16 protein-coding genes and 1 tRNA gene are annotated in these 14,182 nt (G+C 55.3%); all 17 read right to left on the reverse strand.

What is annotated here, in order from left to right; all coding sequences use genetic code 11:
* Position 1 precedes the first annotated feature (1 nt).
* The gene (hrpT, locus tag SC318_RS03710) at positions 2–205 is read right to left on the reverse strand and encodes an HrpT family type III secretion system protein (RefSeq protein ID WP_320429702.1); all 204 of its coding nucleotides are present in this window, start codon (positions 203–205) and stop codon (positions 2–4) included.
* The gene (sctC, locus tag SC318_RS03715; RefSeq protein WP_320429703.1) at positions 202–2,340 is read right to left on the reverse strand and encodes a type III secretion system outer membrane ring subunit SctC; all 2,139 of its coding nucleotides are present in this window, start codon (positions 2,338–2,340) and stop codon (positions 202–204) included. The genes hrpT and sctC overlap by 4 nt, the downstream gene beginning before the upstream one ends.
* Positions 2,341–2,354: 14 nt before the next feature.
* Positions 2,355–2,747, reverse strand: coding sequence for a type III secretion protein (locus tag SC318_RS03720; protein WP_320429704.1), 393 nt, complete (start codon positions 2,745–2,747; stop codon positions 2,355–2,357).
* Positions 2,748–2,975, reverse strand: a complete 228-nt coding sequence (locus SC318_RS03725) for a hypothetical protein (RefSeq protein WP_320429705.1) — start codon at positions 2,973–2,975, stop codon at positions 2,748–2,750.
* Positions 2,976–3,085: 110 nt separating this feature from the next.
* Positions 3,086–3,769, reverse strand: coding sequence for a type III secretion system stator protein SctL (gene sctL, locus SC318_RS03730; protein WP_320429706.1), 684 nt, complete (start codon positions 3,767–3,769; stop codon positions 3,086–3,088).
* Between the two features lie 477 nt (positions 3,770–4,246).
* On the reverse strand, positions 4,247–5,032 hold the full coding sequence (gene sctJ / locus SC318_RS03735; RefSeq protein ID WP_320429707.1) for a type III secretion system inner membrane ring lipoprotein SctJ: 786 nt from the start codon (positions 5,030–5,032) through the stop codon (positions 4,247–4,249).
* A gap of 6 nt (positions 5,033–5,038) precedes the next feature.
* Positions 5,039–5,398 carry an EscI/YscI/HrpB family type III secretion system inner rod protein gene (locus SC318_RS03740; RefSeq protein ID WP_320429708.1) on the reverse strand — a complete coding sequence of 120 codons (360 nt, stop codon included), beginning with the start codon at positions 5,396–5,398 and terminating at the stop codon, positions 5,039–5,041.
* Positions 5,399–5,510: 112 nt separating this feature from the next.
* Positions 5,511–5,699: a hypothetical protein gene (locus SC318_RS03745; RefSeq protein WP_320429709.1), complete on the reverse strand. Its 189-nt coding sequence runs from the start codon at positions 5,697–5,699 to the stop codon at positions 5,511–5,513.
* A 239-nt stretch (positions 5,700–5,938) separates the two neighbouring features.
* Positions 5,939–6,871: a sigma 54-interacting transcriptional regulator gene (locus SC318_RS03750; RefSeq protein ID WP_320429710.1), complete on the reverse strand. Its 933-nt coding sequence runs from the start codon at positions 6,869–6,871 to the stop codon at positions 5,939–5,941.
* 308 nt (positions 6,872–7,179) lie between these two features.
* On the reverse strand, positions 7,180–8,280 hold the full coding sequence (ychF, locus tag SC318_RS03755) for a redox-regulated ATPase YchF (RefSeq protein WP_185708255.1): 1,101 nt from the start codon (positions 8,278–8,280) through the stop codon (positions 7,180–7,182).
* 21 nt (positions 8,281–8,301) lie between these two features.
* Complete coding sequence (gene pth, locus SC318_RS03760; protein WP_003188350.1) at positions 8,302–8,886, reverse strand: aminoacyl-tRNA hydrolase; 585 nt, start codon at positions 8,884–8,886, stop codon at positions 8,302–8,304.
* A 167-nt stretch (positions 8,887–9,053) separates the two neighbouring features.
* Positions 9,054–9,656, reverse strand: a complete 603-nt coding sequence (locus SC318_RS03765) for a 50S ribosomal protein L25/general stress protein Ctc (protein ID WP_320429711.1) — start codon at positions 9,654–9,656, stop codon at positions 9,054–9,056.
* A gap of 137 nt (positions 9,657–9,793) precedes the next feature.
* Positions 9,794–10,735 (reverse strand): ribose-phosphate pyrophosphokinase, encoded by a 942-nt coding sequence (locus tag SC318_RS03770; RefSeq protein ID WP_003208392.1) that lies wholly within the window; start codon positions 10,733–10,735, stop codon positions 9,794–9,796.
* Positions 10,736–10,781: 46 nt separating this feature from the next.
* Positions 10,782–10,856: transfer RNA gene (locus SC318_RS03775), tRNA-Gln, on the reverse strand.
* Positions 10,857–10,893: 37 nt separating this feature from the next.
* A complete protein-coding gene (ispE, locus tag SC318_RS03780; RefSeq protein WP_320431185.1) occupies positions 10,894–11,697 on the reverse strand; it encodes a 4-(cytidine 5'-diphospho)-2-C-methyl-D-erythritol kinase in 804 nt (267 codons plus the stop codon).
* Between the two features lie 49 nt (positions 11,698–11,746).
* Positions 11,747–12,364, reverse strand: coding sequence for a lipoprotein insertase outer membrane protein LolB (gene lolB / locus SC318_RS03785; protein ID WP_065891723.1), 618 nt, complete (start codon positions 12,362–12,364; stop codon positions 11,747–11,749).
* 4 nt (positions 12,365–12,368) lie between these two features.
* Entirely contained in the window at positions 12,369–14,093 is a 1,725-nt protein-coding gene (locus SC318_RS03790; protein WP_320429712.1) for a tetratricopeptide repeat protein, read from the reverse strand.
* Positions 14,094–14,182: the final 89 nt, after the last annotated feature.

The following is a 14,182-nucleotide window of genomic DNA, read 5'->3' on the forward strand; positions in this document are numbered from 1 at the left end:
CTCATCGCTCCAGGGACACCGTTTGATAGTCCGAGCGCTCCCCGGCCGGGCCGGGCTCGGCACGCATGTGGGGTGGCCACCAGACCACCATTTTATCGTTGCTCGATTGCGGACGTGAGCAGGAGTCGCCTTTGCACGTCGGTGTGCAACCGGCAACAAGCAGTACGGCAGCCATCAGCGTGGCATGCATCAGACGGTGGTTCATGGCGAGGGTGTCCGGGTTGAAGGTGCAGTGATCAGGGAAGGGCGGGGCACGCTCAGGTGTTCATCCTTGATGACAGGACGCATGGCGATAAACACTTCGGCTTCTTCACCAGGCTTGAGCCAGGCGTGCGGCCACACAGTGACCGCCAGCGTTTGCGAATTGCTGCATTCCTTCTCATCGATGCGCACATTGCGCTTGAACTGGTTGCGCAGAACCACTACCGCCACGTTGTACTGTGGGCCCGCATACCATTGGCTGCGTTCTGGATTGAGCGCCAGCAAGTCTCGGGTGCTGCACAACGTGTTCAGCCCCAGTGGCATGGGCTCGGCCTTGAACGTCTTGGGCACCTCGCCACTGACCAGATGGGCCAGGGTGCTGGTGATATCGCTGCGGTTGATCACTGGCTGATGCGGGGCGTAGCGCCGTGCCAAAGGCTTGAGCGCGGCCTGCAACTGGACCTGATCATCCTGAGGCAGATAGCGCGAAGGGTCAGACTGATCGCCGATCACTCGCGGCGTCAGGATGAACAGTCGCTCACGCCGATTGTTCTGCCGTTCGGTCGAAGAGAACAGCGCCTTGCCCAGCAACGGTATGTTGCCCAGCACAGGCACCTTGCTTTGTTTGTCGGTGTTTTCCGTGACGTGGAATCCACCCACCACCAGCGAACGTTTTTCCGCCATCACGGCTTGGGTACTGACCTTGCCCCGGCGTACATCGGGGCCCATACGCTCGGGGTTGGACTCGTCGAAGTTACCGTCTTCGATGTCTATCGCCAGATGAATCTGATGACCACCTCGACTGGTGATTACCCGAGGAATCACCTGAAAGCTGGTGCCCACGGTGATGGGCAGGATCGTCGCGTTTTCAGTACCGGCAGTCAGGTATTGAGTACGGTTGAAATCGATGACCGCTGGTTGGTTTTCCAGGGTCAGTACTGAGGGGTTGGAGACCATGGTTGCCAGCCCGCGGGATTCCAGCGCGCGGATATCGGCGTAAAAGCGATCGCTGCGTCCGATCGATAGTTGCGAGGCGGTACCGGGCGCCATATTGACGCCGCCACGAAAGCGACTGTTCTGAAAGCCCCATCGGGTACCGAACTCATTTAATTGTGTGCGCTCGATGTCGAGGATGATCGCGTCGATTTCCACCAGCTTGCGCGCGACATCAAGTTGGCTGATCAGCTCGCGATACATCGCTTGTCGCTCCGGCAAGTCATAAATCAGGATCGCGTTGTTACGCACATCCGCCTCGACGCGGATCTGGCTGGTGCTCACTGGCGCCCGAGGCGTAATCGACATGCCGGTATCCGGGGGCGTAGGTGCGCTGAGCATCTGCCCCAGCAGCGGGTTGCTCAGGCGCGCAAAGCCGGGCGTGACAGGTGCGGGCTGGGACTGGGACGGGGTGCGTTGAGCCAGGCCGGAAAGCATAGTGGCAGAGCGCGGCTCCAAGAGCTTGCGCAGCATGCTGGCGACGCCAGGGATAACAATTTTTTCGCTGCGGTACTCTACTTGGCGGTCTGCGGCATTGGCGAACTTCAGCGGGAACGTCAGCACACTCTGTTTTTCATCTGCGGAGCGACGCTGGCTGCTGAATTGCTTGATCTGCTCGATGTAGCTTTTGGGGCCGGACACCAACACGATGCCGTCTTCCGGCAACTCGCCCCAGCCGAATCGGCTATCGAGCAAGCCGATATCGGTGAGCGCCTGCTTGAGGTCGGAAACCGTCTCCGAAGAAACTTCCAGTCGTGCAGACTCTTGTTGGTCCAGCGTGCTGATAAATAGCGTGTTGTTGTACATGTACCATTGGAAACGGTGTTCGACGCCAAGCCTGTCCAGCAGTGACTGCGGGGTGTTCGCTCGGATCTTGCCATTGACGTCGCCCTCCAGCAGGCCCTCGATTTGCAGTTGCGTGCCGAAGGTCTGGGCGAAGTCTTCGAGTACTTGGCGCAGAGGTTTGTGTTCGGCCTCATAGGCGTAGGCGGTGTTTTTCCATTCCGTGGGGGTGGCGGCCAGCGTCGTGCCGATAGGGTTAAGCAACCAAGGCATCGCAATTAAGCAACCCCAACGAGCTCGTTTTGATGAGGTGCCTGATGGGTTCGCTTGCACATACTCAAGCTTGGGGGAGGGCGTATGCATGGAGAGTTCTCTGATTAATATGTCAGTGATCGTAGTGAAGTGGGAGGCACGCTTTTGCGAGGGGAGGCAAGGCGTGCTGCCACGGCCTGCCACGCGTCGCGTTGGTTCAGCATGGCTTCAAGAGAGTCAATCAGGTGCTCTTCGCCTTGATCAGCGCCCAAACACTGGATTAGCCAGAGCGCACCAGTGACGGGTGCTCGAGCGAGCGCGCCCTGGAAACGGTTCAGGCTTGCGCTTCCCACCCACATCCATGTTTGCAGTTGCCAATCATCAGGTGCATGTTGGGTCAGTTGGACATTTAAGTACAAAGTGCTGCCATAACGCCGCATGACTATTTCAGCATCGCCTTCGCACAAATGGATCTGTTCTTCGTGACCGTTAAACCAATTGATAAGTAAACTGTTCAATTACTGAAAGCTATCAAACGTCGTTTTGTACATCATATGAGCGGCACGGCCTTGTTCATGCTGTGCTAACTGAGTATAAAAAGCGTCTCGCGATAATTTTCCAAACAGCGCGGAGAGTTCTCGCAGGTTTTCGGGATCTTGCACAGCGTGTTCCATCGCATTATCGAATTGTTTATCGACAACGCTGCGGCTGTTTGACAGTTGAGGCGCCAATTTAAAAAAATTCATATTTTTTTCCTCATGTGTTTTTGCGGTCGCTTTGGTTGTGGTTTCCTCTGGGAACTAGTTCCACTATTCAGGGCTTCTGAAAGAAATCCTACATGGAATTATTTTTTTGACTACGAGTTCTGACGCTTTTCAAGCGCTTCACGCATTGAATTCCAACTGATACGAAAGTTACCCTCTTCTGTTTGAAGCACAAGGGTTTGAGACTCTACCCTCTCGTCAGGCTGAAGCTTCCAATACTTGGAATGCTGACTAGCGAGGTACTGTTTCACAACTTTCATTTCAGGTGGATGGCAAAGCAGTATCGCGTTGACCTCTGGAAGCTGAAGCGTTACCAAGTGTCTGAGCAGAGATGCCAGACGTTCTGGTTCTACCGATTCGTCGAGCAGTCTGTGAATGGCTTTATTGACGACCGCGGTGGCATACCGTTCCAGGTTGTCGCACATTTGCTGACGGTCATTTTCCCAGCGCTTGAGCTGGGCGTCGGCGCGCTGCCATATCTCAAAAGCGGCGCTCTCCAAGATTGCTTCACGTTCTTTATTGGCTTGGGCCATCAACTGATTGGCTTGGGCTTGGGTGCGGTTCAACAGCTGACTGGCCTGCGAAAAGTCAGCAAGGGTTTGGCGTGAGATGAGGGTTGGCGGTAGTCCAAGGTTGTCCTTATCTATTTCAATCTTGTGTCTACAGAACATCGCTATCTCCGTGCTCGTTTGAATGAGAGTGCGCGTCAGCACCGGTAATGGCCGTAGCACGCCAAACGAACGCTTGGCAAAGTGTGTCCAATCGGCCGTTTCCATTTTCAAATGAAGCGTGGTTTTTTTCTGTTTCGAGTACTCGTGTATAAGGGAAGCGCAGTTTCAGACGATGCCAGATAGCAGGTTCGAGCCAGTTATGTAGGAGTTGTAGCGGGTCATCATTGGGCAACAGCATGCCCGGGGGAAGCGCCTTGGAAAGGCGCATGCACCACAGCTGATTATCTTTGCTCAATGGAGGCGCCGCTGTAGGGTTGAACATGCAATGAATCAGCAAGAGTATTAAATTGAGTTGTTCGGATGAGGCACGAACCAGTCGAAGTAGGGTGGGAGTAGGCGCAGCAGGTAAGCAAGGAGCAATACCGATAGCATTGAGGTTCACCGGTACGCTCATGCGAGAAAGCCAATCGAGGGCAGCGTATTTATCGGCAGTCTTCCAGTCCTGGTGGGCGCATCGCCATGGGAATGCCCACCATTGAGCCCAGGCCACGTTCTCGTTTACCGGGTCGTTTCCACCAGGCATCATAAGATCGGATGGTCAGCTGGTAGCGTCGCCAAGGATGCTTGTTGTCGCCGATGGTGTAAGAAAAGCGCGCTGCTGGTTATTAGCACCAAACCAATCAGCAAGAATGTAACGCTGATGCGCCAGAACCCGACGTCATTTTCAGGAACAAGAAACGGGCCGAAATAAGCCATCTGTTGCTTTTCCTGATACGCCGTCGCAGGTATAAATATCACGGCAAGTTTTTGCGGGTTGTCCACGGCTGAGGTCATGCCGGGGAGACTGCTTGCTACCAGTCTGCGAACACGTGCTCGGGTATTGTCAGGGTCGAGGCGTACGTCGTGCTTTATGAAAACTGAAGCGGATGCTGGCATAATGGGTTCCCCTGGAGCGATACGTTCGGGGAGGACTACGTGCACTCGTGCGACAATCACACCGTCTACATTGGATAAAGTGGCTTCAAGCTCTTGCGAGAGGGCATAGATGTAGCGAGCACGTTCTTCCAAGGGCGTTGAAATAACGCCTTCTTTTCGAAATATATCTCCTAAGGTCGTCCGCGCTAATCTAGGTAAACCTGCCGCTTCGAGGGTGCGCACTGCACGGCCGATGTCTTGTGCATTGACTGCAACTACAACGCCATCTTTGGCGGATGATTTTTGAGCGCGAATGTTCTTGTCGGCAAGCTCGGCAATGACCTCATTTGCTTCTTGTTCGGTAAGCTTACTGTGAAGTTCCACACTGTCGCCGCAACCGCTAAGCATAAACGCCAGGGCTAACAGTAACGCAACGGAGAGCAAACGATTCATGTCGATTTACTGCAAGTTAGAAATTTTATCAATGCATTGGGTCGCCTTGCCAAGGCTCTTTACCAAAATTTGCGACTGGAATAATGCATTGGAAAGCTGATTAGGGAATTTTCCGAGCAACTCGTCATTTCCGTTCTTGCTGATAGCTTTTAGGGTTTTTTTTAACTGGTCTGTTGTATGAGCGAGCTCTGAGGAAGCAATGGTTAATATGTTTGAACGTTGCGAGGAAGCGGTGCTTGGCCAGGTTTGCTGGGTAAGTGCCGCCTTGAAGAAGTCCACATCCGCACTGGAAGCCGCAGGGGCGGTGGCATGCTCATTACTGTTGAAATCTCTACGATTCGATTCTACAACCTCTTTAATTATCATATAGAACCACGCGTATGAATACTGATGGATAAGCGCCCGTTATACAATCCGGGGCATGGCTGCTTGGGGTATTGCCATCTCCCCGACAAACGAGTCGGGGAGACGTATTTTATTAATTTCGCGCTTGAATGGTCGCTTTGTCGTAGCTGGCCTTCTTCGCGTCATTCAAGTCTTTTGCGGCTTGAAGCTGGTCCATTTCTGCGCGCATTTTTTCATTTTCCATACTGCCTTCGATACCACTGCCAGCGTTAGGGAATAAGTTAGCGCCATAGTACGGATAGGAACCGGAACCTTGAATCATGGTTATATCTCCAATTTTCAATTTGAACGTTTTCGTCATGGTGGCCTAGGTCGAATGCCAGAGTTCATGGTTATCCATCTAGGGCCGCTAAATGAGTGGTGTTGCAAAACTAATTGGTTCCGGATATTCCAGTCTTGTCATTTCAAAGTGTTACATAATTTTCCGGCTGTTCTCTTCGTCACGTTCGCCCTGTTGAGCCGTGCGCTGTTCAGTAAGTCTGACAGCCAGGACAGCAGCCGTTAATCCTGATTCAACGATATGTCTAAGTGTTTCAGTCGGTAATACAACGTACGCTTTGGTACCCCCAGCTCCACCGCCACCGTATCTACGCAGTGCTGATGGCGACATAAAGACTCTTCAATCAATATCTTTTCAATGAACTGCAAACGGGCTTTCAGGTTAGTCTGTGTATAGCATTGCTCGCTTCCAGGGTTCGAAAGGGCCGGCAAGCCCAATACAAACCGTTTAGCGGTCGAGCGCAACTCACGAACATTGCCCTGCCAAGGGTGGCACAGCAGCTGTTGCAGCAATTCTCCAGACGGCGGTGGCGGCGGCGCGCATTTGAACTGGTCAGCCTCCTCACGGATCATTACCCGGAACAAGGGAATGATAAGTTCGCGTCGATTACGCAGAGCTGGGAGCTGAATGTTGACGATATTCAGACGAAAGTAGAGGTCACGCCTGAAGGTGCCTTGCTCCACCATTTCGTGTAACGCATACTGGGCTGACGCTATAACGCGCATGTCCACAGGAATAAAGCGGGTCGAACCCAGACGCTCTACGCCGCGCGATTCCAGCACACGCAGCAATTTGGCTTGCAGGCTCAAGGGCATGCTATCAATCTCATCCAAATACAGCGTACCCAAGTGAGCGGCCTCGACAAAACCGGCGCGTGATTGCATCGCTCCGGTATAGGCGCCGCTATTGACGCCGAATAATTGGCTTTCGGCCAGACTTTCCGGAATAGCTGCGCAGTTCACTGCGATGAAGTTACCTCGTCGGCCGGATAGACGATGAATTCGTTGCGCCAAGGTATCCTTGCCTGTGCCGGTTTCCCCCAGCAACAGAATGTCAATATTGAGCGTAGCAGTAGTGTTCAAGATGCTTTCAATATCGGGATCATCAATTATGGAAATTTCTGTTTCATTTTCCAGGTGGTCGACTCCCAACATCGAATGATCACTCCATAATAATCAGTGCTTCACTACCAGGAATACGATTGCCGCCGCGCTCCAGTAGAGCTGAGTTTATAGTGGTGTCACTTATTGTGGCGGTCGTTATTTGCCTGGACTACGTAGGATAAGTTTGATTGTGAATGGAGTGCTTACTGTTTTTATAAAAAGTAAATAATTGAATAGGAAAACTCTGTAATTGGTTAAGCTATGTCTGAGATTGCGAGTTTAAATCATAAAAATAGCCCACAAAAAAGCCGATGCACTGCATCGGCTTTCTTGTGGGCGGCGTAAACCCCCAAGTAATATTAAACGTTGAAACGGAAGTGCATAACATCACCATCCTTGACGATGTATTCCTTGCCTTCCAGGCGCCATTTACCGGCTTCCTTGGCACCGGCTTCACCCTTGTACTGGATGAAGTCGTTGTAAGCGATCACTTCAGCGCGGATAAAACCTTTTTCGAAGTCGGTGTGGATCACGCCGGCGGCCTGTGGCGCGGTGGCGCCGACCTTGACCGTCCATGCGCGTACTTCTTCGACACCGGCGGTGAAGTAGGTCTGCAGGTTAAGCATTTCGTAGCCGGCGCGGATCACGCGGTTCAGGCCCGGCTCTTCCAGGCCCAGGGCTTCAAGGAACATGTCCTTCTCTTCGCCGTCATCGAGTTCGGCGATTTCCGCTTCGATCTTGTTGCACACCGGTACCACGATGGCGCCTTCTTCGTCGGCGATGGCCTTGACCACGTCGAGCAGCGGGTTGTTCTCGAAGCCGTCTTCAGCGACGTTGGCGATGTACATCACAGGCTTGGTGGTCAGCAGGTGGAAACCCTTGATCACAGCCTTCTCGTCAGCGCCCATGTTCTTCATCAGGCTGCGAGCAGGCTTGCCTTCGGTGAAGTGAGCGATCAGTTGTTCCAGCAGGCCTTTCTGGACTACGGCGTCTTTATCACCGCCCTTGGCGTTGCGCGCGACTTTCTGCAGTTGCTTTTCGCAGCTGTCGAGGTCGGCGAAGATCAGTTCCAGGTCGATGATTTCGATGTCGCGTTTTGGGTCGACGCTGTTGGAGACGTGAATCACGTTCTCGTCTTCAAAGCAGCGGACCACATGGGCGATGGCATCGGTTTCGCGGATGTTGGCCAGGAACTTGTTGCCCAGGCCTTCACCTTTCGACGCACCGGCAACCAGGCCCGCGATGTCGACGAATTCCATGGTGGTCGGCAGGATGCGCTTGGGGTTGACGATAGCGGCCAGCGCGTCCAGGCGTGGGTCCGGCATCGGCACGATACCGCTGTTGGGCTCGATGGTGCAGAAGGGAAAGTTCTCCGCCGCAATACCGGACTTGGTCAGGGCATTGAACAAGGTGGATTTGCCGACGTTGGGCAGGCCGACGATGCCGCAATTGAATCCCATGGTGTTTCCCCTCGGTAAAAGTCAGGCCTTCTGGCTGTGCAGGTTTTTCATCGCACGGTTCCATTCACCGGCGAAGATATCCGGCAGCACGCCGAGGGCAAAATCGATGCTGGCATCGAGTTTTTCCTGTTCGGCGCGTGGCGCACGACCCAGGACGAAATTTGAAACCATACTGGCAACGCCCGGGTGGCCAATGCCGAGCCGCAGGCGGTAGAAGTTATTCTGATTACCCAACTGCGCGATGATGTCGCGCAGGCCATTGTGGCCGCCATGCCCGCCGCCCAACTTGAGTTTGGCTACGCCGGGTGGCAAGTCCAGTTCGTCATGGGCCACCAGGATTTCTTCGGGCTTGATCCGGAAGAAGCCCGCAAGCGCCGCGACAGCCTGGCCGCTGCGGTTCATGTAGGTGGTGGGTATCAGTAGACGAACATCCTGACCCTGGTGCGAGAAACGCCCGGTCAGGCCAAAATATTTGCGATCGGCCACAAGGTTGATGCCTTGGGCGTGGGCGATGCGCTCAACAAAAAGGGCCCCCGCGTTATGCCGGGTCTGTTCGTATTCGGCGCCTGGATTTCCCAGGCCAACGATCAGTTTAATGGCAGTCACGACAGGGGCCCTTCCTTTGGAGTTGTGGATAAGATCGCCAGACCGCGGTGCGGCGAAAGTGAACGACACTACATCATTTACTCAAGAGTAAACGCCGCGTTATCGCCCGCTTTCTCGCTACGTTTCGGTCCGCGATGTTTCCTCAAGCTCCGACGTTACAGAGAGTATTACTCTGCAGCGGTTTCGCCTGCTTCGTCTTCAGCTACAACACGTGGCGCGTGGACGTTGGCAACAGCCTTGTCGTCGTTGTGAGCCAGTGCAACGAACTCAACGCCTTTAGGCGCTTTGAGGTCGGACAAGTGAATGATGGTGCCGATTTCAGCTGCCGACAGGTCGACTTCGATGAATTCAGGCAGATCTTTCGGCAGGCAGGTTACTTCGATCTCGGTGGCAGTGTGGGAAACAACGCCGCCTTTCTTGACCGGAGCTTCTTCACCAACAAAGTGCACAGGCACGATAGCGGTCAGTTTCTGGCCAGCTACAACGCGAACGAAGTCAGCGTGCATGATGAACTGCTTGGAAGGGTGACGCTGCATGGCTTTAACGATCACGTTCTGCTTGGTGCCATCGACGTTCAGTTCGATAACGTGGCTGTAGGCCGCTTCGTTTTCGAACAGCTTGGCGATTTCCTTGGCCAGAATGGTCACGGATTCAGCAGGCTTGTTACCACCGTAAACAACGGCTGGGATGTTGGCGGCGTGACGCAGGCGGCGGCTCGCACCTTTCCCCAGGTCAGTACGCGCTTGAGCGTTCAGAGTAAAATCGTTCATGTTGTATCTCCAAAATAGCCATCATCGAGGGGCGTTTGCGACCAGCGCCGAACTCGACATGGGCAAAAAAGCCCCGCCCCAGCGGAATGCTGGGGCGGGGCGCTTTTCGTCAGTGAAATGCTCCGAAGGTTTGACCCTTAGCGGAACATCGCGCTGATCGATTCTTCGTTGCTGATGCGGCGAACCGCTTCGGCAACTACCGGTGCGATATCCAGTTGACGGATACGCGAACAGGCTTGAGCTGCAGCGGACAACGGGATGGTGTTGGTCACCACCAGTTCGTCCAGCATGGAGTTCTCGATGTTCTCGATCGCTCGGCCCGACAGCACAGGGTGTGTGCAGTAGGCGAAGACTTTTGCGGCACCGTGCTCTTTCAAGGCTTTCGCCGCGTGGCACAGGGTGCCGGCGGTGTCGACCATGTCATCAACCAGAATACAGGTACGCCCTTCGACATCGCCGATGATATGCATCACTTCAGAGTGATTGGCTTTCTCGCGGCGTTTGTCGATGATACCGAGGTCCACGCCCAGGGATTTGGCAACAGCCCGTGCACGCACGACGCCACCAATGTCCGGGGACACGATCATCAGGTTTTCAAAGCGCTGGTCTTCGATGTCATCCACCAGAACGGGGGAGCCGTAGATGTTATCTACCGGAATATCGAAGAACCCCTGGATTTGGTCAGCGTGCAGGTCAACCGTGAGAACACGATCGATACCTACCACGGTCAGCATGTCAGCAACGACTTTCGCGCTGATAGCCACACGTGCGGAGCGCGGACGGCGATCCTGACGGGCATAACCAAAGTAAGGGATTACAGCTGTGATTCGAGTCGCTGAGGAGCGGCGGAAGGCATCAGCCATCACGACGAGTTCCATCAGGTTATCGTTGGTCGGAGCGCAGGTCGGCTGAATAATGAAGACGTCTTTACCGCGAACGTTTTCATTGATCTCGGCTGTAATTTCGCCGTCGGAGAACTTACCGACAGAGATGTCACCGAGGGGGATATGCAGCTGACGTACGACACGTCGAGCCAGATCGGGGTTGGCATTCCCCGTAAAGACCATCATCTTGGACACGCGCAGTACCTAGAGGCTGAGGGTAACCTGGATGAGTATTAGAAAATGGCAGGGGCGGCTGGATTCGAACCAACGCATGGCAGGATCAAAACCTGCTGCCTTACCGCTTGGCGACGCCCCTGTATCTGTTGCAACGAGTGCCTAACACTCGATTCCTTTTAGAGCAGATTTTGCAGCTTGCGATGCAACATCGAAACGTTGCTTCCCTTTGCTACAAACCCTGTAAGGGTCTCTGTAAGAAGGGCCGAGACTTTATCAGCTTCAGCTTTGCTTGGGAAGCCCCCAAACACACAACTTCCAGTTCCGGTTAATTTTGCTTCGGTAAATTTACCTAACAAATTCAAAGCGTTACGTACCTCTGGATAACGCCTTGCTACAACCGGTAAGCAGTCATTTCGACTGTTTCCCTTGGGAACGGGGCGCACTTTAATGGGAGAAGAGTTACGTGTCAACAACGGATCTGAAAAAATTTCTGCTGTACTTACAGATACTTGCGGCACAAGCACGAGATACCACGGCTCCTCGGGCTCTACGGGGGTGAGTTTCTCCCCCACACCCTCAGCAAATGCGGCGTGCCCGCGCACGAAAACCGGGACGTCGGCACCGAGTGTGAGGCCCAGTTCGGCGAGGCGATCATGGTTCCAGCCGAGCTGCCACAAGTGGTTGAGACCGAGCAATGTGGTCGCGGCATTCGAGCTGCCGCCACCGATACCGCCGCCCATGGGCAGGATTTTATCGATCCAGATATCGATGCCGAACGGGCAACCGGATTGTTGCTGAAGTTTTTTCGCGGCTTTTACGATCAGATTGCTGTCGTGGGGCACGCCTTCGAATTCGGTGTGCAACTTGATCACGCCGTCGTCACGTACGGCGAAGGTCAGTTCATCGCCGTAGTCGAGAAATTGAAACAGCGTTTGCAACTCGTGGTAGCCGTCTTCACGGCGCCCCAGGATGTGCAGCATCAGGTTGAGTTTGGCGGGAGAGGGGAGCGTGAGTTTTGCTGCAGTCACGTTATTGCCCCAATTTACGCGGTTGCCAGTCCTTGATGACCAGCGTGACGTCAAGGTCGGTGCCGTGCAGCTTGATGCGCTCGGGCAGCCAGTAACCGTTCTGTTGTACATAGCTCAGGTACTCGACCTGCCAGCCATCCTGTTCAAGGGAGGCCAGGCGACTGTCGCCATTGAGGCTCAAGCGGCTTTTGCTATCGGGTGCCGGCAGGCCGCGCACCCACCAGACCAGGTGCGACACGGGCAGTTTCCAGCCGATCTGTTGCTCCAGCAGTTCTTCCGGCGATGTGGCTTCGTAGCGCCCCTGATTGGCCACTTCAAGGCTCACTTGCCCCGGCCGGCCGGTCAGGCGAGCCGCGCCGCGACCCAGCGGACCAGACAGACGGATATCGTAATAGTCCTGGCGTTGCAGCCAGAACAGGGTGCCGCTGCCGGAATCCTTCGGCGCACGCACCCCGACCTTGCCCTCGATCTGCCAGCCGTCGATGCTGCTGAGCTGATCCTTGTGCTGTTGCCATTGTGCCGGGTTGCCCTGGCCTTCAACGGATTCGCGGGAGCCAAAACCCGCGCAACCGGCGAGCAGGGCGATGAAGCTGAAAACGATAACGTGGCGCAGGAACATAAGCTTATAGGGTCTCGGATCCGGTCAGGCGCTTGATGGTGCCGCGCAGGATGGGGCTTTCGGGTTGTTCCTTGAGGAATTTTTCCCAGATTTGTCGCGCTTCGCGTTGCTTGCCGTTGGCCCAGAGCACTTCGCCCAGGTGCGCAGCGACTTCCTGGTCAGGAAAGCGCTCCAGCGCCTGGCGCAGCAGGCGCTCGGCCTCGTCGAGGTTGCCCAGGCGGTAATTGACCCAGCCCAGGCTGTCGAGCACAGCCGGATCTTCCGGGTTGAGCTTGTGGGCCTGTTCGATCAGCACCTTGGCTTCGGCATAGCGGGTTGTGCGGTCGGACAGGGTGTAACCCAGGGCGTTGAGGGCCATGGCGTTGTCCGGGTCGCGCTTGATGATCAGGCGCAGGTCTTTTTCCATCTGTGCCAGGTCATTGCGTTTCTCTGCCTGCATGGCTCGGGTGTAGAGCAGGTTCAGGTCGTCGGGGTACTGCAGCAAGGCTTGTTGCAACAGTTTCCAGGCGCGTTCGCCCTGGTTGTTGGCCGACAAGGTTTCCGCCTGGATCAGGTACAACTGGATCGCGTAGTCCGGTTCGGCGTCGCGGGCCGCGGCCAGGCGCTTCTCCGCTTCGTCGGTACGGCCGTTGCTCATCAGAATGTCGGCCTGGCGCAACTGCGCCGGCAGGTAATCGTTACCCGGGCCGACCTGGGCGTACTCAAGCAATGCCGCCTGCGGGTCGTTGCGCTCTTCAGCGATGCGGCCCAGGTTCAGGTGCGCCGAGTCCACATGGCTTTCGCGCGCAACCAGCTCTTGCAGGTAACCCTTGGCCTCGTCCCAGGCTTTGGCTTCCAGGCATACCAGCGCGAGGGAATAGCGCAGCTCGTCGTCATCCGGGTATTGCTGGACCAGATTGGCGAACTGCACCTTGGCGTCTTCCATGCGGTCCTGCTCAACCAGCATCCGTGCGTAAGTCAGGCGCAGACGCTTGTCGTCCGGATACTTCTTGATGCTTTTTTCCAGCAGCGGAATCGCTTCCTTGCCGCGGTTGAGGTTCTGCAGCAGGCGTGCGCGCAGCAGGATCGGGGCGATCTCACCTTCATCCGGTGGGTTCTGCTCCAGCAGCTTGAGCGCGGCGTCGGCTTCATCGTCCTGCTGCAATAGCAGGGCCTTGCCGAAAATCAGCTGGCTGTTCTTGGGATGCTTTTGCAGCAGGCGGTCGAAACTCTTCATCAGGCCGTTGCGGGTGTCCTGATCGGTATCGGCGGCTGACAGCGCAAGGAAGTCGAAATGCGTGTCGCCCTTGCCCTGCAGGACTTTTTCCATATAGACCATGGAATCGTCATAGCGCCCGGCGCGTGCCAACTGCACAGCGGCCGCACGTTGGGCTTCGAGGTCTTGCGGGGCGTTTTTCGCCCAGATCAGCGATGCATCCAGCGCGGCCTGGTCTGCTCCCAGGTACTCGGCGATGCGAAACGCGCGCTCCGAGATACCAGGATCCTGGGTATTGATCGCCTGGGTGACGTAGTTATCCAGCGCGATATCGAAGCGGTTACGCTGGCCTGCGAGTTCCGCGGTCAGCAGGCTGTAGACCGTTTCTTCGCTGAACGAGGAATAGACCTTGGGCTTTTCAGGGGCGGGCGTGGTGTCTTCCACCGGCGGTGTACTGTCCGGCGACACGGGGGCCGTGGCCTGGCAGCCGCTGAGGAAGACAAAAGCAAGGAGCAACGCGGAAGATCTATTCATATAGGAGAAGGACGACTAACCTGCGGTCGGATCATCATGACACAAGCCCTCGGCCAAACATAACCGTGTAGGAGCGAGCTTGCTCGCGA

This window comes from Pseudomonas sp. MUP55 (genome assembly GCF_034043515.1).
Taxonomy (GTDB): Bacteria; Pseudomonadota; Gammaproteobacteria; order Pseudomonadales; family Pseudomonadaceae; genus Aquipseudomonas.